The following is a 17,487-nucleotide window of genomic DNA, read 5'->3' on the forward strand; positions in this document are numbered from 1 at the left end:
ACCCATTTCCAGCACGCTGGAAATGGGTTAAGCACGATTAACGCCAAATGCCTGCTTCAGCTAAACAGCGCAAAGCTATCAGCGTTGAGCCACATGTGGACCAAGATACTGGCGATATAACCGAGCAAAATGACCGGTGACCAGCGCAAGTGGCCCATAAACGTATAGGAACCTCTTGCCTGACCCATGACGGCGACACCCGCCGCTGACCCGATCGAGAGCAAGCTGCCCCCCACGCCCGCGGTTAAGGTAATGAGTAGCCATTGACCATGAGACATATCGGGCTCCATGGTGAGTACCGCAAACATCACGGGAATGTTATCGACTACCGCGGAAACAACGCCGAGGGTAATATTCGCTGCGGTAGCATTCCAGCCGGTATAAAGTGCCTCTGAGAGCAGGCCCAAATAGCCCATAAAGCCCAGACCGCCAACGCACATTACTACCCCATAGAAGAACAGCAGCGTATCCCACTCAGCGCGTGCCACGCGGTTGAAAACATCAAACGGCACTACGCTACCCAACTGCTCAAGCTTCTTATTGTCGCCACGGCGGCTATAGCGCTCGCGCTTACGCTCCAGCGACCGGGGTAAGCTGCGGCGAAGGTAGTAGCCGAAGAACTGTAAATAGCCCAGGCCTGTCATCATACCCAGCACAGGCGGCAGGTGGAGCACCACATGGCACAGCACGGCGGTAACAATGGTCAATAAAAACAGCCCCACAATGCGCCGGGCGCCACGTTTCATCCAGACATCTTCATAAACGCTAGCGGGTTTCTCGTCCTTAATGAACAGGCTCATGATGGACGCCGGAATCAGGAAGTTGACCAGTGACGGGAAGAACAGGATAAAGAACTCCTGAAACTCAACCATGCCTGCTTGCCACACCATCAGCGTGGTGATATCGCCAAAGGGGCTAAATGCCCCCCCTGCGTTGGCGGCAACGACGATATTGATACAAGCGACGTTAATAAACCGCTGATCGCCCTCTGCCACTTTAGTCACCACTGCGCACATCAGTAGCGCAGTGGTGAGGTTGTCAGCAATGGGTGAAAGAACAAAGGCGAGACCGCCGGTGAGCCAGAACAGGGTTCGGTAATTAAAGCCCTTGCGAAGCATCCAGGAGCGCAGAGCATCAAAGACCCGGCGCTCCTCCATCGCGTTGATGTAGGTCATGGCCACCAGCAAGAACAGCATCAGCTCGGTGAACTCCAAAAGCGTCACGCGGAAAGCATACTCCGAGGCTTCCGACATACCGTTTTGAACATACACCCAGCCGATGAGGCTCCAGATGATACCGGCTGCCACTAAGACCGGTTTAGACTTGCGCATATGGATCTTTTCTTCTGCCATCACTAATGCGTATGCCAGAACGAAAATAGCCACTGCAAAGAAACCAACGGTAGACGTTGTTAAATCTAATTCACCGGTGACGGCAAACGCGCTGGGACTTACGCCTAATAGTAAGGCCGCTAACAAAAAAAGCCAGCCACGATATAATCGTGGCTGGCAAGAGGGTTGGCACAACGTAGGCATGTGACGTCTTTCCTCATGGTTAAGTTGTCAGGAGTGGTGTAAAAGCGTCGCCAGTTTAGCAGCCTATATTGCATCGCAATACTTTATAAAAACGAACGAAAGTAGTTCTTCTTAGGGCAATAGCATCTTTTTTTAGGAAATTAATCTTTTAGGTAATGGTAACTTTAACAACATTAGTTTCGCCTAAGTGCTGGTTAAAACGCGGCGATTATACTATTGCCGAATAGTATTATTAATTAATATCCATTTTTTTATAATATCTTTTACTAATGGACGATTTTATCGTCAGTACCCCAAACCCTGGTGGGGGGGCAGCCTAAGCAGCACGGCAGGACAGCGTGTGGCAGGACAGACAGCCCGTAGCGAGACTGCCCGTTTAGGCACAGCCATGATATGTTGACGCCCGCCACTCTCACCGCTTGAAAACATAAAAACGAGGCCCGTTAAAAAACGGCCGCCGAATACGCTAAGGAAAATTAATATGCGCAGTTCATTTCGCTCCCTTCGCCGCACGCTTGGCGTGTCGGCTGCCACGCTAGCGCTGGCAACGACCGCTTTCTCCGCCCACGCTGAAACGCGGGTGACCTATAAATCGGCTTCTGCAGGCACCGCCTATTATCAAATGGGCGTCGAGCTTTCAGAAGCCATACGCCAGGGCACCGATGACGCGATTATTCTGACCCTTGAAGAGAGTCAGGGCTCGGTACAGAACGTGATGGAAGTCATGGCTCGCCAAGGGAACTACGTGTTTACCACACCACCTGCGCTAGTCGATCAGGCCATGGCTGGCGAAGGCGCCTTTGCTGAGCGTCAGAATCCTCGTTTTCAAGAGATTCGTGGCTTGTTCCCCATTCCCTCTATCACCATGCACTTTGTGTTGGCGGGGGATGAAGGCGTGACCGATATTTCTGCGCTGGAAGATAAGCACTTATTGATTGGCCGCGGTACCTTTGGCGCCCGCGAAGCAGCGCGTTATCTGGAGCTGTTTGGCTTGGAAGAGAGTGTTCGCATTGCCGATGCCGCCATTGGTAGCGGCCCTGATGCACTGAAAAACGGTCAGATCGATGGCTTTGTGACGGCCAGCTCTTTCCCTTCGCCCAATGTGATTGAGACTGCCGCGAGCATGCCGATCTCTTTGGTCAGCCTGACCGATGAGCAAATAGAGCAAACCGGCGCGCCACGGCAAACCATACCTGGCGGCACCTACCCCGGCGTTGATAAAGATGTCGAAACCACCTCGCTGCCGGTAATTGCCTACACCACCACGTATATGGACGATGACACCGCCTACATGCTGACCAAAACGTTCTGGGAGCGTCGCGATGCCATGGCAGCAGAGGCTGCTTGGTGGAGCAGCATTACTCCCGAGATGTTGGAAAACATGACGGGAACGCTCCATCCTGGGGCGCTGCGCTACTACGAAGAAGCGGGTATCGAGGTGCCTGACACACTGCGCTAATTCATCTTTTTCGCTTCACTCTTGCCACTGCCCCGGCGCTTGCGCTGTGGCAGTGCTGTATTGATGCAGTATCGAAAATAGGCAATTTGGCATGCGTGTTTTTTCCTCGTCGCAAGCGACGGCCTCTTCGGATGAAGGCTCAATAGCGCCGGGCTGGGTGGCGCTAGGCGCGGTCAGTGTGGTGTTTCACCTTGGCTTGATTTTTTACGGCTTAACACCGGCGCTTGTTAGCCGACCGCTGCACATGGCGCTATTGCTGCCATGGGTGCTGATCTACATGGCCAACACGCCAGCGCAGCGTATCAGCGGATGGGTGCTGACGGCGTTGGGTGTTGCAGCATGTGGCTATATTGCGGTGAACGAGGCAGCGCTAGCCAACCAGTACGGCTTTATCGATACCCACCTACAGATGGCGATTGGGCTGTTCCTCATTGCCCTGGCACTTGAAGCGGCACGCCGGGCGATTGGCTGGCCACTGCCGCTGGTGGCCCTGCTAGCGTTGATATATGGCGCCTTTGGCCAATACATTCCTGGCGCTTTTGGCCACCCCGGGCTGCCGTTGCCCAGTATGGTGGGAACGTTGACGATTGCCGAAGGCGGCCTGTGGGGCTCGCTAACGGGGGTAAGCGTTAGCGTGGTGGCCATTTTTGTGATTTTTGGCGCAGTGCTGAATGCCGGTGAGGCGGGCCAGGGGTTTATGAACTTGGCTAGTGCCGTGGCCGGTCGACTGACGGGCGGGGCGGCCAAGGTGGCCGTCATCTCTTCAGCGTTAATGGGCTCTATTTCTGGCTCAGCCTCGGCCAACGTGGCATCGACGGGGGCCATTACCATTCCGTCGATGGTGCGTCTGCGTTACCCCCGCTCGCTAGCGGGAGCGGTTGAGGCGGTGGCTTCTTCCGGTGGGCAAATCATGCCGCCGTTAATGGGCGCGGGTGCGTTTGTCATGGTGGAACTGACAGGAACGCCCTACACGCAAATTATGGCCGCCGCGATGCTGCCGGCCGTGCTCTATTTTTTAACCGTATGGGTAGGCATTAACGCCTATGCAACTCGGCATGATTTACAGCCCGTGGCTGAAAGCGAACGGCCCAGCGCAAAAGAGGTGTTGATTACCTCGCTATTTTTCGCCATTCCTTTCGTGCTGCTGTTAGAGCGTATTTTCAACGGTGGCTTTACGCCCCAGTACGCCGCTAGCATCGCCATTTTTGCAGGCATGGCGCTGCTGTTTTTTGATGTCACACTGCGCTTTTCGCTACCGGGTTTTGCTCAGCGTTTAGCCGCTGCTGCGATGACAGCAGGGCGTCAGATTGCGGTCATTGGTGCCATTATTCTGTGTGCCTCGTTGGTGGTTGGCGTACTGTCGTTGACGGGGTTGGGGGTTAAGATTACCTCCGCTATTCTTTCGCTCTCCAATGACATGCTGTGGCCAGCGCTGCTGCTAACGGCGCTCGCCTGTTTGATTCTAGGCATGGAAGTGCCGACCACGGCGGCCTATGTGATCTGTGTTTCTGTTGCCGGACCTGCGCTAACCTCGTTGGGCTTAGAGCCGCTCTTGGCGCATCTATTCGTCTTTTGGTACGCGCTGCTGTCGACTATCACACCGCCGGTGTGTGGCGGTGTGTTTATTGCCGCTGGAATGGTGGGGGAGAATTGGCTAAAAGTCGCGCTCAAGGCCATGGCGTTAGGTATCGGTCTTTATATTATTCCCTTAGCCATGGTGGCCAACCCAGAGATGATCCGATTGGCTTTCAATCCTTCAGGCGCCTTGCTGGATGCGCTAAAGGTGGCGATTGGATTGTCGGCGATCTCGTACGGGGTTATTGCGCGTAAAGCCGTATGGCAGCGCGGTGGGCTAATCGCCGCGGGAATAATACTGATTTTCATGGTTTAGCCTCGCGGGTTTAAACGGCATCGTTTAATGCTCGGCGTCTAGCCTTAATGGTGACGAAGCGGGCAGCGGGGTAGTGGCAAACATCACCCAGGTGTCCAGCGCAGGGCCCAGTGACTGCACCAAACGCAGCTGCTCGGGCGCCTGTTTCAGTATCTCTTCAGCGCATATGCCTGCCTCAAAGCGTCCCTCAAGTAGACCCTCAGCCACCGCGACGGTGGTGGGGGCATCAATAATCTCCGTATAGCTAGATAAATCAGTGTAATACCGTGTTGCTGGCTGCAGTGCCACCTGCTTGGGCTGGGTAATTTTACGCTGTGCGATTAACGCCAGCGGCTTGCTGCCGGCAATAAACGTATCCACAGGGTAGGCGCGGTGCATATAGCGGCCAACGCAAGCGCTATGCGCAAAGTGAGCCGTACACTGCAGCACATGGCTCACGTGGCCATCGAGCAGTGCATGGAAGGCGTTTTCAAACCGGGTGAAGAGCGTCACGCTGCCTTCGCCTGAGCCGCGCACTTTGAGATAGCGTTCAGCAATCAATTCATGGTTATTACCACTGGGTCCTAAGGTAGCGATCAGCACTGGTGGCTCCCGATGGATGGATGAGGGGGCGGAACGTTAAAAACGTTACTGACGTTGATAATGCGTCAAACTTTTCCAAGCCGCAAAATGTTGCTGGTGATACGCTCAGCTTAGTTAATTCGATCGCTATGGAATGCCAACACTAGAGGAGTGCGCTAATGGGCCGCAGTTTTGTGGTCAACATGCTGCTAGGTGCAGCTATCCCTCTATGTATGACGCTGGGGAGCGGAGTGGCACTTTATGTAGCGCTGCAAAGTAGTCTGAACGCCTCGACACAAATTTTGCGGGAGCAGGCAATGATTGCCGCCGCAAACAATCTTAAATTGCGCTTTGTGGACGCTGAAACCGGTCAGCGCGGGTATGTTATTACCGGCAGTGAAGAGTTTTTATTGCCATACGAACAGTCTCGCTCTTCCTTTGTGCTGTTGCACGACCGTGTATTGAGCATGATTGAGGATCAGCCCGCTCAACGTGAGCGTTTGTCGGAAGCGCGTCAACTGTTTGAGCGCTGGCAAGCAGAAGCTGCAACGGTATCTATTGAGCGCCGTAGAGCGGGGCTAGCCACGCCCGATATGGATAACTTTGAGCGCGGTAAACAGCTGGTGGATAGTTTTCGCCTGCTGATGGATGAATTTACCGAAGCGGCCAACCTGCGCTTGCAAGAAGAGCAGCAAGCGAGCATTGCTCTCGGTCACCGTGCCAATTTAATTGCCATTGCGGGGTTTGGTAGTGCCTTACTTGCCGCGTTGGTGCTGTGGCTGCTATTAGCGAACCGTACATCGCTAACGGTAAATGGCATTACTCAAGCCGCAAAGCGGATGACAGAAGGCGATTGGCGCACGCGTGCTCCCGAACTGGGGAGCGACGAGTTGGCAGCAATGGCCCGGGCCTTCAATCTAATGGCAGAACGTTTAGAGACAATGGTGGGCGCCGAAAAAGAGGCACGTCAATCGCTTGCCAAGCACGTTGATGACATGGTCGCGAGTCGTACCAAAGAGATGCTGGCGATGAACCATCTGGTCGAAATGCTGCAGTCTTGCCATCTTCGTGATGAAGCTATTCAGGTTCTGCGCTCAGTGCTTCCCAGCGTATTTACTAATGCCTCGGGGGCGCTGCTTTTACGTGATGAAGAGGGCGAGCGCTACACTATTAGAGTCGCGTGGGGCGAGCAGGCGGGCCAGGTCGAGATAGCGGTAGCCGAGGTTGACTGTTGGTCGTTGCGCCGTGGTAAACCTTATGAAGTCAGCTCCCAGGTTGGCTCGGGCGTAGTGTGTGGTCATATTAAACCCCAAGCAGGCAATCACTACTGCACGCCGCTGACGGCACATGGGAATACGCTTGGCGTATTGCATACATCGCTTCCCGATAATCGTCATACAGAGTGGGAAAGCTGTAAACAGCTGACACAAGCGGTTGCAGAGCAGGTATCGCTAAGCTTGGCCAATATCCAACTACGCGAACGCTTGCAGCAGCAGTCAGTGCGCGATCCGTTAACAGGGCTTTATAACCGCCGCTATCTTGAAGAGAGTATTCAGCGCGAATTGACGCGTGCCAAACGGGAAAGCAGCACGCTATCTGTCATCATGCTCGACCTGGATCATTTCAAACGCATAAACGATGACTACGGGCACTCTGCGGGGGATAAAGTATTGGTGGTCGTTAGCGAGCTATTGAGGAATGCACTGCGCGGAGAAGACTTAGTCTGTCGCTTTGGGGGTGAAGAGTTTACTTTGATCATGCCCGGCGCCACATTAGAGGTCGCTGCTCAGCGAGCTGAACAGCTACGTTGCGCTATTGAAAGGTTAACGGTTGATCTTGGCGATGACACCGCGCTCACGGTCACAAGCTCCCTGGGCATCGCCGCCTATCCTGATCATGGCGACGATGCACAGGCACTGCTGGATCTAGCCGATGACGCACTCTACAAGGCAAAGCACGCAGGGCGTAATCAAGTGGCCATTGCTATGTTGTAGGTCGTTTAGAAAACGCTGAAGCTCAACACTATATACGCGGCATAACCTGCCAGTAATGCGGCACCTTCCCAGCGGGACAAACGCATGCCGGTATACAAAAACAGCACCAGTACGCCAGCGGCTCCCAGCATCACCCACTGGTCAAACATGGCCACTCGGGGCGCAAGAGGCAGCGGCTGTAGAAAGGCGGAGATACCCAGGATGCCTAGCAGGTTAAAGATGTTGCTACCCAGTATATTGCCTACCGCGACATCGGCATGACGCCGCAGCGCCGCAATCACTGAGACGGCCATTTCAGGCAGTGATGTGCCCACCGCGACAATGGTCAGGCCAATGACCGCTTCGGAAATGCCCATCGCCTGGGCTAGCCCAATGGCGCCATACAAGAGTAGCTGTGACCCGCCAATCAGCATGCCCAAGCCAATCACCAGCGCGATGGCGATCATCCAGCCGGTGGTGGGGAGTTTGGTCATCTCCTCAGCTTCTGAAGCGTGCATTTCTGCCGCAGGAATAGGCTGACGGCTTTCGCTTAAGTAGGCCCAAATAAGATAGCCCACGAGAGCCGCTATAAAGATGCCTGCATCAACACGACCAAGCGCCCCGCCGAAGGAGAGGCCAATAAACAGCAGGCTGGCAAGCACCACTACCAATCCATCCCGCCGTAGCGCTAAGGGCTGAACCACCATAGGGCAAATAACGGCACACATGCCCAGAATCAATAAGATATTACCGATATTACTGCCCACTATATTGCCAATAGCAATGTCTGGCTGTTGATTAATGGCGGCATCTATTGAAACGACCAACTCGGGTGCCGATGTACCGAAGCCAACGACCACCAGCCCGGTTAGCAGCGGCGAAACACCCACTCTTCGTGCACCAGCGACAGCGCCACGAATAAGCGACTCCCCTCCAAGGGTGAGTAGTACGATACCCGCCAACAAACTCAGTCCATATAGCATGTTATAACCTCTTCCAGAGTACCCGCCAGGCCGCGATTGATGCGGGGTAATCCTGGTGGGTGAAGCGCGCTAGGCGGTCGAATTATTAGTGCCCAGCTCACTGGCAAGATTACTGCGATTCTTTGCAAGTTGCGCGGTTTTACAGCAGTAATAAGAGGCCAGCCGATAAATTAAAATACACAAAGACTTTGACCTGCTGCTGCCTACGTGGCAGGATGTCCGCAGTTAGTAAGTTAGCAAGCAAGCATGGTTCCAGAAACATTCGAATTCTTTCGGTAGTCTGTAATTGTATTCCTTGTTCTACTCACTATTTATCTGGGTAATACCAGGAATTTTACAATTCGCGATTAGCGAAAAGGATTTATATCATGGCAACTGGCACAGTTAAGTGGTTCAACGATTCTAAAGGTTTTGGCTTCATCGCACCGTCTGACGGCAGCGACGACGTTTTTGCTCATTTTTCTGAAATTCAGTCTGATGGCTTCAAAACTCTGCCTGAAGGCGCTAACGTCTCTTTTGACGTTACCCAAGGTCAGAAAGGCCTTCAAGCATCAAACATTAAGCTTCTTTCTTAATCCTAGTGATTAATTAAGTTCTCGAATCGCTTTAGATTCGATGATCGGGCTCCGCTTAGGCGGGGTCCGATGCGTTTGTGCTTTTAAAAAACACCTATGTCATCATTGATGCGCCTGCTGTAAGGCGCCGCTACCCCATCGGTTACCTCTCTTCCTAGCAATCCCCCTATATTCCCTTATTAATCAGCTTGATTAATTGATATGTTATATTGTATCTTTTTATGGTGCTGTTAATTCAAGAAGGGAGAAAGAAACATGGGAGAGATTAAAATGATGGTATCGCCGCTTAAAGGGGTCAGTGCGTTCGCGTTCAGTGCTTTACTACTGACAGGTGCTCAATACGCCAGTGCTGATGACCATGACCACAGCCATAATCACGATCATGCTCATCACGATCACGATCACGATCACGACAGCGATATCTATTCGGGTTATTTTGAGGATGAGCAGATCGAGGATCGCTCACTTTCAGACTGGGAAGGTGATTGGCAATCCGTCTATCCGTACCTACAAGATGGAACGCTAGATGAAGTGTTTGCTGATAAGGCAGAGAATGGCGATAAAACCGCCGAAGAGTACAAAGCGTATTACGAGATAGGATATGAAACGGATGTAGATCGTATCGTTATCGACGGCAGCAACGTCACTTTCTTTGCGAACGGCGAAGAGATATCAGGTGACTATCAGTACGATGGCTACGAGATTTTAAATTACGAGGCGGGCAACCGGGGTGTTCGCTTTATTTATGAGCTCGAAGGCGAGGGGGCTGACGATCTTCCTCAGTATCTTCAGTTCAGCGATCACAGTATTTACCCAACTGACGCAGACCACTACCACCTTTATTGGGGCAATGATCGTGAAGCGCTGTTAGAAGAAGTGACTAACTGGCCGACCTATTACGCGTCAGAACTAAGTGGCGAAGACATTGCTGAAGAGATGCTGGCCCACTAAACAGTAATAAGCATACTTTAATGATTGAAAAAGCGCTGGCTATCATGCCAGCGTTTTGCTGTTATTGGCACTGTTAAGATGGGGTTTAGAGTAGAGCGGCTGTACTCTTTCCATATTTTTACCAAATCAAATAGGGTCATGCGTTATGCGTTTGTCTTCGATTTTTATGGGTATGGGGTTGTTGGCTTTATGCAGCTTTGCCCAGGCGGGCGATACCTGTGATAGTGCTACGACACAGGCTGAGCTAACCGAATGCTCGGCTCAGGCTTACCAATCGGCTGACGATAAGCTCAATGAGGCTTATCAGGTACTGGTGGATCAATTAAGCAGCAACTCTGCTTCACTGGAAAAGCTTAGAACCGCTCAGCGGGCGTGGATCGGTTTTCGCGATGCCGAGTGTGCGTTCGAAAGTAGCGCTGTTGAAGGCGGCAGTGCGCAGCCAATGATCCGTAACAGCTGCCTTGAAGTACTGACAGAAGCACGAACGGAAACGCTACGTGAGCATGCTGAATGTGAAGAGGACGATCTTAGTTGCCCGCTCTGAAAGTGTTCTTTGACTCGGCGATTAGCGGCTTTAAATCATTAATTTTTAGCTCTTACAAGCCTGCTAAGACGATTCGTCATCTATTCTCGGCCAGCCGAGCAAACAGCGGCATCAGTAGCGCAAAGAGTTCCGCCTGAGACGAAATGCAGCACTTGGCATAGAGCTGGCGACGGAAGACCTTAACCGTCTGGAGGCTGACATCCAGGTGAAGGCTGATGGATAGAGATGAGTGGCCTCTTAAAATAAACAGGGCCACTTCTGCTTGGCGTGGGCTCAGCCGAATACTGTGTTGCTGATTCAATGCTTCTCTAAGGCGTTCCTCTAGAGGCGCTGGCGCCGCTTTACTCACACCTTCAAAGCGGTAATCTTGCCAATGCTTTTTCAGTAGCGAGCTGAGGATGTTTTCGTAGTGATGCAGGTTCTCAAGTTCACGCTTATTGAAAGGCTTGCCACTTGAGCGATCCCTACCAAAACAGGCGGTTATAGTGTCACTCTCGGTGACGTTGGCAAAAACCGCTACCTCGTCGAGTAGTGTGGTCTGCTGGTAGTAATTCTTATAATAATGCGTGCGTCGAAAGTGATCGGGCGCTATGTCCTTCAATCGACGTATACCCTGCACCTCGCCTCTGAGGTGCTCCCGGTAAAACGGATCCAGCAGGTAATCTCCCCCTAGATATTGGCTATCCATCGGTAGGTAGACGACAGGGTCGGTATATTCTCGATAGAGGACCGCTGGTCGGTGTTCGCCGTGATAAGCGATGATTATAAGGTTATCGAAGGCCGCGAGTCGTTTCACCCATCTAGAGAAGTGTTGAGGCAATTCAGGCGTTCCCAAGGCCATGATGGTATCGGCCATCGCCTCGTCATTTTCGCTTTGAGTCACTGCTTACACATCCGCAAGTCCATACCACGCTAGGGTTATATACGATCCGATGAGCTGCCAATACCGTTCTAAAGAGGTCGGCTACTAAACATCTCAGTCTAGCTGGATAGTTGTAACGCCAGCAACGAAGGGTTATTAGCCGATCATTAATGGTAGCAAGCTGGTCTAGCTTCGGTGGCTGGCTTGATCAACCACCTCTTCGTTTTGTGCCGACTAAGCGATTGGTCGCTGTCGGTTCCAACGTTTCCTGGAGATGGATCATGACGGATAACAATATCAAACTGGAAAGAACACTATCCCTAAAAGCCGTGGTGCTGTTTGGCCTAGCCTACATGACGCCATTGATCGTGCTGGGCACCTTCGGGGTAATTGCCAGCACGAGCAATGGCGCCGTGCCCACTGCTTACCTCATCACGACCGTTGCCATGCTATTCACGGCCTACAGCTACGGCATTATGGCGCGCACTTATCCGGTAGCCGGGTCTGCCTATACATACGCACGCAGAGCCATCGATTCGCGCGTTGGCTTTATGGTGGGATGGAGCGTGCTGCTGGATTATTTCTTCCTGCCCATGGTGATTTGGTTAATCGGCGCGGCTTATTTGAACGCGCGCTTTCCTGAAGTACCGAGCTGGATATTCCTGCTCGGCTTCATCGGTATCACCACTTTCTTGAATATCTACGGCATCAAGCTTGCGTCCAAAGTGAACTCGTTGCTGATGGTCTTCCAAATACTGGTGATCGCGTTCTTCGTACTGCTTTCAATTCGTCACGTATTTGCGACCGGTGGCACCGATTCGCTTTTTAGCCTGGGACCGTTCTTGGGTGAAGAGGCTGGTTTCACCGCGATTGCTGCGGGGGCAGCGGTGGCCGCTTACTCTTTCCTTGGCTTTGATGCCGTCACCACACTAACCGAAGAAACCATCGACCCAAAGCGTAATATTCCCAAGGCCATTATGTTCACTGCGCTGATCGGCGGCGGTATTTACGTACTAGTGGGCTACACGACCCAGCTGGTTCACCCGGGCAGCAGTTTCGTAAACTCTGACTCCGCTGCCTTTGAGATTGCCACCACCATCGGTGCGAATCTCTTCGGCGCTATCTTTCTGGCCGGTATGGTGCTCGCCCAGTTCACCTCTGGCCTGGCCGCCCAAGCAAGTGCCTCTCGGTTGCTGTTTGCAATGGGGCGGGACGCGGTGCTGCCACCTAAGCTGTTCGGTGCGCTGCACTCGCGCTTCCATACGCCGGTGTTCAACATCGTATTAACGGGCGCTATAGGCATTATCGCTTTGTTTCTTGATGTGTTATCAGCCGCCTCGTTCATCAACTTCGGTGCCTTCATCGCCTTCACGATGGTTAACCTGTCAGTGATCTTTCTGGTGAGCAAAGACGCCGACGCAAAGCGCCAGTATGGTGTGATTAGAGGGATGGTGGTGCCGCTTATCGGTGCTCTGGTTAACCTTTGGCTGATGAGTAAGCTGGATATCAACGCCTTTATTCTTGGGCTGATCTGGCTGTCCATCGGTCTCGCGCAGCTGGCCTACCTGACCCGATTCTTCCGTCGCGAGCCGCCGGAAGTGGCCTTTGATGAATCAGACCCCGAGTCAGCGCCCGCCTCGGTAAAAGCGACCCTTTAAACGGAGATTCACTATGTCCAGAAATTTGCCTCTCCTTGTGGTGCAGGAAGCCTCGCGGCCGCACGGCATTGACTCCGAACTGCTGGACTTCGAGGCCGCGCTGGCGGTGCACCTGAGCGACTTCGGTGCCGATTTTGAACAGCCAAGGATGGTGGTTTATCCGGAGCTCCATCTATGTGGTGCCACGGGTACGCCGGAGCAGCGAAAAGAGCAACTGGAAGCCGCGGCTGAGCCGATCGATGGCACCCGTCACCAGCACTTGTCACGTGTCGCCCGCAACCTGGGAGTATGGCTGCTGCCCGGCACGGTATGCGAACGGGGTGAGGACGGGCATCTGTACAACACCGCGCCGGTGTATTCGCCCGAAGGTGAGCGCGTAGCCGCCTACCGGAAGTGTTTCCCCTGGCGGCCTTACGAGCCGTATCAGCCGGGAGATCGCTTTGAAGTGTTCGAGGTGCCAGGCATAGGCCGGGTCGGCCTGGCAATCTGCTACGACATCTGGTTTCCTGAGATGGTGCGTCAGCTAGCGTGGCTGGGGGCAGAGGTGATCATCAACCAAGTGGCCACCACCACCTGCGATCGCGCCCAGGAGCAGATCCTTGTGCAGGCCAATGCGATTTTCAACCAGGTGTATATGGTCAGCGCCAACGCGGCCACGCCTTCTGGGGAAGGACAGAGCCTGATCGTTGACCCCGAAGGCCGCATCCGCGCGCGAATGCCTGGCGCCACCTCGGGCATCCTGACTGATGTGCTCAACCTGGATGAGGTCGAGCGGGTGCGTACCTTCGGCACTGCGGGTTTGAACCGGATGTGGTCTCAGTTTCGGGCTGACGACCCTGTGCTGGAACTACCGATGTATGAAGGCCACATTGACCCGCGAAAGTGGAGGGAAAGGCGTTAAGCTGCCTCCACTCTCTCCAACCCCGCGTCATTCCCATACTGTGCAAATATGCCATCAACCAGGTGGATGGCTATTGCCTGCGATAAGTTAATTGTTCCGATAGCTGATCAGTTAATCCAACCAGCGGTAAAAGTTGATTCTTCCCAAGCTTGCATCGGGGTCGGCTGTTGAGCATAAGGGTGCTAGTCGCGTGGGTAGGGAGGCTATTCTTTGCTTTCTGCTTGAGCCCCTTCTTGTTGCTGTCGAAAGAGTTCTGGTTGTTCGATGTACGTAAGTGGCACGCCAAACCATGCTGCCGTCGTTGCCCGCCAAAAGAATAGAATTAGTAGAAGACCTATTGCTATATAGACTTCGAGACCCATAAACGCCATTACTTCTTGTAGCAAAGTAGACGTCGTTTCAATACCGATAATGTTCGGAAAAGAGTTGAACAGAATGATTAAGGCAGTACCGAACAGGATATTGCCCGACCGTCTTTGCTCTGCCTCTGAATCGCGCGCCCGTTTTTGGCGCATTAGATAGTAGTCAATCATGTGTGGATCATTCCGCTTATAGGCAATTTTTCCATAATAAGCAATATGCACATAACCCTTTGGCTGCTCTTGGCTTGCAGAGGGGGTCAAGCGAAAGAGGCCCGGTACCTCAAGAATGAAAGCCCTAAAAACTATGCTTGCCATAGGCGTTAAGAACGCTGCCCAGACCGTGAATGAAGCGAGCACGATGACCACAAAGTTTAAATTACTGAGGATGGGTGTGTTTCTACTATCCCATTCTGCTAGCCCCATGAGACCAGCAAAAATCATTGCCAGATCCAGATAGAGAACGAACTGAACCATTTGAGCAGCTCGCTTACCTTCCCAGGCTTTGTCCAGGATGCTGACAAATTCTTTTAACGTCGTTTTTACACTCATGGTGCTCAACTGCCCATTGCTATGTTCATTGGCTTTAAGCGTAAGACGCTTTTAGCCTAATTTGAAGAAAGCAGTGGCTTCAGCGCGTTTCCTGGGCTATTCCCAGTAGTTCAGCTCCCAAATTGTCATAAGGATAACGATACCCAGCTGGTGCCTTGATGCGTCCGAGTGGCTGGTATTAAGAGGCTGCTGATGTGTTGGAATGGCGGGCTGATGGGGTGCTTTTGGTGTGCTGGTTTACTCCTTAGCCATGGCTTTGGACTCAAGATGCTGAAAAAGTATTGATTATTGAAAAAAAACTAGTCATTCATCTCCCATCATAACAATATCAAGCGATTTTTAGCTTGAGTAGGTATTTAGGATCAGAAAACAAAAAAAGCACCTGTAGGTGCTTGATTTGTATAGTAAGGTGGTGGAGGCGGCGGGAATTGAACCCGCGTCCGCCAGCACGCGCCTATTGGCTCTACATGCTTAGATTCCGTCATTTAGTTTAGCGCGACTGACTCCGACGGTCAGGATTCAGCTACGCGAGCCTTCTAAAGTTTAACGGTTGGCGAGAAGACACCACCAACCGCGGTCCTATCAGCTTTAGCTCATATCCCCGCAGTGATGAATAGGCACATCACCTTGGGGCCAGACAAGAAGCTAACAGTGTTTAAGCTGCTAGCGCGCCTTGAGCGTAGTTTTCGTCATTTGCGACTATTTTTTCGTGATGTGGGATTTACGAGATACATCACGCTCTCGGCATGCACCGCAAGGATTGTCACCGGCGTCGAAACCATGTCGCCCCCTTATTACAGGTGAGTATTCTAACGTGCTCACCGCCAATTGACCAGTTAAGCCTTGGTATGTTCCCGCATGATTCGACCTTTTTGACGGTTCCAATCGCGATCTTTTTCCGTGGCGCGTTTGTCATGCAGCTGTTTACCGGTCACTAGCGCTAGCTCACACTTCACTTTATTGCGTTTCCAATAAAGTTTCAGGGGCACACAGGTGTGGCCTTTGTCCTGAGTGATCGAAAAGATTTTGGCGATCTCTTTACGATGAAGCAGCAGTTTACGAGTGCGCGTAGGGTCGGCAATCTCATGGGTGCTCGCTGTATTAAGCGGCATGACATGGCTGCCCAGCAGAAACGCTTCGCCGTTGCGCACTAAAATATAGGTGTCGGTGAGCTGGGCTTTACCGGCGCGCATGCTCTTCACTTCCCAGCCAGCAAGCGATAGCCCCGCCTCGAAGGTTTCGTCGATATGGTACTCAAAACGTGCCTTCTTATTCTGGGCAATGACGCTGCTACCTGGGCCCTTGCTGTTACCTTTCTTAGTGGCCATGAAACCTCATAATTAATCTGTCAGTGGCATCCCCTTCGTTATTTGGGGAGGCGTGATACCATTTAGAGTATGAAAAATATTCCCCATGATACGCTTTGGGCACTGTGAAGTCAGCGGAGAGGTCAATGCCAACCGTCAATCGTTCCGCCTTGGTGCGGCACACCCCCCAGAAAATGTTCGATTTGGTTAACGACTTCGAACGCTACCCGGAGTTTTTGCCAGGTTGCCGTCATGCGCGCTTGATTGAGCATGATGAGGTGCATCTCATTGGTGAAATGACCCTTGGCCGCGCCGGCGTCGAGCAAACCATTACCACACGCAACGACCTGTTTGCGCCTGAGCGTATAGAGCTATCGCTCGTAAAAGGCCCCTTCAAACGCCTTAAAGGTCGCTGGCTGTTTACCCCCATGGGGGAGGGGGCCTGTAAGGTCAGTTTAGAAATGGAGTTCGAGTTCGCTAATCGGCTGCTTGGAATGGCTTTCGGCAAGATTTTTCAGCAAATAGCCGGGCAGCTGGTTGATGCCTTCACAAAACGCGCAAATGAGCTGTATGGCCGCTGAGCCGCTAGCAGTTGAAGTGGCCTATGCGTTGCCCTCTAAACAGCGCATAGTAGCTCTAAGCGTGCCTGAGGGCACCACTGCGCGCCAGGCCGTTGCCTTGGCAGATTTGCCGTCACTATTCCCTGAACTACCTGAGGAGACATTTACTCAGGCAACGCTGGGGATTTTTGGTAAAGCATTACGCGACCCCGACACGCAGCCGTTGCGCGAAGGGGATCGGGTAGAAGTTTACCGGCCGTTGGCAATTGACCCGAAAGTCGCTCGCTTAGAGCGCGCTAAGCGCCAAGCGAGCGAACCAGGAAGGTAAGTTGCTTAAGGCTGTGAAACGGGCTGTGTGCGTGACGGTGCCTGTAGCTGCATGTTTTCGTCTGTTAACGAATCCATTGGGTTTGTGCCCTCTGTCGCAGGCCCCATGCCGTCATCGCTTTCGAACGGCAGGTCAGAAGATAGATCTCCCTGCTGTTCAATATTTGCCAAGCGACCCTGGGGGTCGAAAGTGAGCGTAACGCGGCGCTGTTCAACATCGCCGTACGCCTTGTCTAAACGAAACACATAGTCCCACTGGCTTGCATCAAAGGGCGCCTCTAACAGCGGCCTACCCATCACATAAGTGACTTGCTCCTTAGACATGCCGGGTTGAAGTTGGCTAACCATCTCCTGATTGACCAGGTTGCCTTGGGGGATATCGCGCTTGTACACGCCAACGTAGCTGCAGCCACTAACAACGGTAAGGGCAACGGAAAGCGTGATGATTCGAGTCAATTTTTGCATTTGGGCCTATTCTTCACTATCGTG

Annotated in this window: 17 protein-coding genes and 1 other RNA gene; 10 read left to right on the top strand and 8 right to left on the bottom strand. The window is 52.7% G+C overall.

What is annotated here, in order from left to right; all coding sequences use genetic code 11:
- Nucleotides 1-56: 56 nt before the first annotated feature.
- On the bottom strand, nucleotides 57-1,535 hold the full coding sequence (gene nhaD, locus MLE19_RS16475) for a sodium:proton antiporter NhaD (protein ID WP_240719224.1): 1,479 nt from the start codon (nucleotides 1,533-1,535) through the stop codon (nucleotides 57-59).
- Nucleotides 1,536-2,016: 481 nt separating this feature from the next.
- Between nhaD and MLE19_RS16480 the strand changes: the two genes are divergently transcribed.
- On the top strand, nucleotides 2,017-2,994 hold the full coding sequence (locus MLE19_RS16480; protein WP_240719225.1) for a TAXI family TRAP transporter solute-binding subunit: 978 nt from the start codon (nucleotides 2,017-2,019) through the stop codon (nucleotides 2,992-2,994).
- A 91-nt stretch (nucleotides 2,995-3,085) separates the two neighbouring features.
- Nucleotides 3,086-4,885, top strand: a complete 1,800-nt coding sequence (locus tag MLE19_RS16485) for a TRAP transporter permease (protein WP_240719226.1) — start codon at nucleotides 3,086-3,088, stop codon at nucleotides 4,883-4,885.
- A 24-nt stretch (nucleotides 4,886-4,909) separates the two neighbouring features.
- On the opposite strand, the gene MLE19_RS16490 is transcribed toward MLE19_RS16485, so the two are convergent.
- Complete coding sequence (locus tag MLE19_RS16490; RefSeq protein WP_240719227.1) at nucleotides 4,910-5,467, bottom strand: hypothetical protein; 558 nt, start codon at nucleotides 5,465-5,467, stop codon at nucleotides 4,910-4,912.
- Between the two features lie 158 nt (nucleotides 5,468-5,625).
- Between MLE19_RS16490 and MLE19_RS16495 the strand changes: the two genes are divergently transcribed.
- Complete coding sequence (locus MLE19_RS16495; protein WP_240719228.1) at nucleotides 5,626-7,440, top strand: sensor domain-containing diguanylate cyclase; 1,815 nt, start codon at nucleotides 5,626-5,628, stop codon at nucleotides 7,438-7,440.
- Nucleotides 7,441-7,445: 5 nt separating this feature from the next.
- Here the strand turns inward: MLE19_RS16495 and MLE19_RS16500 are convergent, their stop codons facing one another.
- The gene (locus MLE19_RS16500) at nucleotides 7,446-8,402 is read right to left on the bottom strand and encodes a calcium/sodium antiporter (protein ID WP_240719229.1); all 957 of its coding nucleotides are present in this window, start codon (nucleotides 8,400-8,402) and stop codon (nucleotides 7,446-7,448) included.
- A 368-nt stretch (nucleotides 8,403-8,770) separates the two neighbouring features.
- On the opposite strand from MLE19_RS16500, the gene MLE19_RS16505 reads away from it, so the two are divergent.
- The 3 genes from MLE19_RS16505 (at nucleotide 8,771) to MLE19_RS16515 (ending at nucleotide 10,472) form a co-directional block, all read left to right on the top strand.
- The gene (locus MLE19_RS16505) at nucleotides 8,771-8,977 is read left to right on the top strand and encodes a cold-shock protein (RefSeq protein WP_007111857.1); all 207 of its coding nucleotides are present in this window, start codon (nucleotides 8,771-8,773) and stop codon (nucleotides 8,975-8,977) included.
- A gap of 255 nt (nucleotides 8,978-9,232) precedes the next feature.
- Nucleotides 9,233-9,928 carry a metal-binding protein ZinT gene (locus tag MLE19_RS16510; RefSeq protein WP_240719230.1) on the top strand — a complete coding sequence of 232 codons (696 nt, stop codon included), beginning with the start codon at nucleotides 9,233-9,235 and terminating at the stop codon, nucleotides 9,926-9,928.
- 145 nt (nucleotides 9,929-10,073) lie between these two features.
- Nucleotides 10,074-10,472 (top strand): lysozyme inhibitor LprI family protein, encoded by a 399-nt coding sequence (locus MLE19_RS16515; RefSeq protein ID WP_240719231.1) that lies wholly within the window; start codon nucleotides 10,074-10,076, stop codon nucleotides 10,470-10,472.
- A gap of 76 nt (nucleotides 10,473-10,548) precedes the next feature.
- Here MLE19_RS16515 and MLE19_RS16520 read toward each other — a convergent pair whose 3' ends face one another.
- Nucleotides 10,549-11,355: a helix-turn-helix domain-containing protein gene (locus MLE19_RS16520; protein ID WP_240719232.1), complete on the bottom strand. Its 807-nt coding sequence runs from the start codon at nucleotides 11,353-11,355 to the stop codon at nucleotides 10,549-10,551.
- Between the two features lie 260 nt (nucleotides 11,356-11,615).
- Between MLE19_RS16520 and MLE19_RS16525 the strand changes: the two genes are divergently transcribed.
- Together MLE19_RS16525 and MLE19_RS16530 are read left to right on the top strand one after the other, a co-directional pair.
- On the top strand, nucleotides 11,616-12,992 hold the full coding sequence (locus MLE19_RS16525; protein ID WP_240719233.1) for an APC family permease: 1,377 nt from the start codon (nucleotides 11,616-11,618) through the stop codon (nucleotides 12,990-12,992).
- A 106-nt stretch (nucleotides 12,993-13,098) separates the two neighbouring features.
- On the top strand, nucleotides 13,099-13,893 hold the full coding sequence (locus MLE19_RS16530; protein WP_240719234.1) for a carbon-nitrogen hydrolase family protein: 795 nt from the start codon (nucleotides 13,099-13,101) through the stop codon (nucleotides 13,891-13,893).
- Between the two features lie 203 nt (nucleotides 13,894-14,096).
- Here the strand turns inward: MLE19_RS16530 and MLE19_RS16535 are convergent, their stop codons facing one another.
- The 3 genes from MLE19_RS16535 to smpB form a co-directional block, all read right to left on the bottom strand.
- A complete protein-coding gene (locus tag MLE19_RS16535; RefSeq protein WP_240719235.1) occupies nucleotides 14,097-14,804 on the bottom strand; it encodes a hypothetical protein in 708 nt (235 codons plus the stop codon).
- Nucleotides 14,805-15,214: 410 nt separating this feature from the next.
- Nucleotides 15,215-15,595: a transfer-messenger RNA gene (gene ssrA, locus MLE19_RS16540) on the bottom strand.
- 45 nt (nucleotides 15,596-15,640) lie between these two features.
- Nucleotides 15,641-16,132 carry an SsrA-binding protein SmpB gene (smpB, locus tag MLE19_RS16545; RefSeq protein ID WP_240719236.1) on the bottom strand — a complete coding sequence of 164 codons (492 nt, stop codon included), beginning with the start codon at nucleotides 16,130-16,132 and terminating at the stop codon, nucleotides 15,641-15,643.
- A gap of 125 nt (nucleotides 16,133-16,257) precedes the next feature.
- On the opposite strand from smpB, the gene MLE19_RS16550 reads away from it, so the two are divergent.
- Nucleotides 16,258-16,692: a type II toxin-antitoxin system RatA family toxin gene (locus MLE19_RS16550; RefSeq protein ID WP_240719237.1), complete on the top strand. Its 435-nt coding sequence runs from the start codon at nucleotides 16,258-16,260 to the stop codon at nucleotides 16,690-16,692.
- On the top strand, nucleotides 16,682-16,999 hold the full coding sequence (locus tag MLE19_RS16555; RefSeq protein WP_240719238.1) for an RnfH family protein: 318 nt from the start codon (nucleotides 16,682-16,684) through the stop codon (nucleotides 16,997-16,999). Before MLE19_RS16550 ends, MLE19_RS16555 begins: the two co-directional genes overlap by 11 nt.
- A 5-nt stretch (nucleotides 17,000-17,004) precedes the next feature.
- Here MLE19_RS16555 and MLE19_RS16560 read toward each other — a convergent pair whose 3' ends face one another.
- On the bottom strand, nucleotides 17,005-17,463 hold the full coding sequence (locus MLE19_RS16560; protein WP_240719239.1) for an outer membrane protein assembly factor BamE: 459 nt from the start codon (nucleotides 17,461-17,463) through the stop codon (nucleotides 17,005-17,007).
- Nucleotides 17,464-17,487: the final 24 nt, after the last annotated feature.

This window comes from Vreelandella neptunia, from assembly GCF_022489065.1.
GTDB lineage: Bacteria > Pseudomonadota > Gammaproteobacteria > Pseudomonadales > Halomonadaceae > Vreelandella > Vreelandella neptunia_A.

What these genes read in the sequence shown, in the direction of transcription:
- MLE19_RS16550 (WP_240719237.1), top strand. Translation starts at nt 16,258, where the DNA reads ATGCCAACCGTCAATCGTTCCGCCTTGGTGCGGCACACCCCCCAGAAA.
- MLE19_RS16495 (WP_240719228.1), top strand. Translation starts at nt 5,626, where the DNA reads ATGGGCCGCAGTTTTGTGGTCAACATGCTGCTAGGTGCAGCTATCCCT.
- MLE19_RS16525 (WP_240719233.1), top strand. Translation starts at nt 11,616, where the DNA reads ATGACGGATAACAATATCAAACTGGAAAGAACACTATCCCTAAAAGCC.
- MLE19_RS16505 (WP_007111857.1), top strand. Translation starts at nt 8,771, where the DNA reads ATGGCAACTGGCACAGTTAAGTGGTTCAACGATTCTAAAGGTTTTGGC.
- MLE19_RS16560 (WP_240719239.1), bottom strand. Translation starts at nt 17,463, where the DNA reads ATGCAAAAATTGACTCGAATCATCACGCTTTCCGTTGCCCTTACCGTT.
- MLE19_RS16510 (WP_240719230.1), top strand. Translation starts at nt 9,233, where the DNA reads ATGGGAGAGATTAAAATGATGGTATCGCCGCTTAAAGGGGTCAGTGCG.
- MLE19_RS16535 (WP_240719235.1), bottom strand. Translation starts at nt 14,804, where the DNA reads ATGAGTGTAAAAACGACGTTAAAAGAATTTGTCAGCATCCTGGACAAA.
- MLE19_RS16480 (WP_240719225.1), top strand. Translation starts at nt 2,017, where the DNA reads ATGCGCAGTTCATTTCGCTCCCTTCGCCGCACGCTTGGCGTGTCGGCT.
- nhaD (WP_240719224.1), bottom strand. Translation starts at nt 1,535, where the DNA reads ATGCCTACGTTGTGCCAACCCTCTTGCCAGCCACGATTATATCGTGGC.
- MLE19_RS16485 (WP_240719226.1), top strand. Translation starts at nt 3,086, where the DNA reads ATGCGTGTTTTTTCCTCGTCGCAAGCGACGGCCTCTTCGGATGAAGGC.
- MLE19_RS16500 (WP_240719229.1), bottom strand. Translation starts at nt 8,402, where the DNA reads ATGCTATATGGACTGAGTTTGTTGGCGGGTATCGTACTACTCACCCTT.
- MLE19_RS16515 (WP_240719231.1), top strand. Translation starts at nt 10,074, where the DNA reads ATGCGTTTGTCTTCGATTTTTATGGGTATGGGGTTGTTGGCTTTATGC.
- MLE19_RS16555 (WP_240719238.1), top strand. Translation starts at nt 16,682, where the DNA reads ATGGCCGCTGAGCCGCTAGCAGTTGAAGTGGCCTATGCGTTGCCCTCT.
- smpB (WP_240719236.1), bottom strand. Translation starts at nt 16,132, where the DNA reads ATGGCCACTAAGAAAGGTAACAGCAAGGGCCCAGGTAGCAGCGTCATT.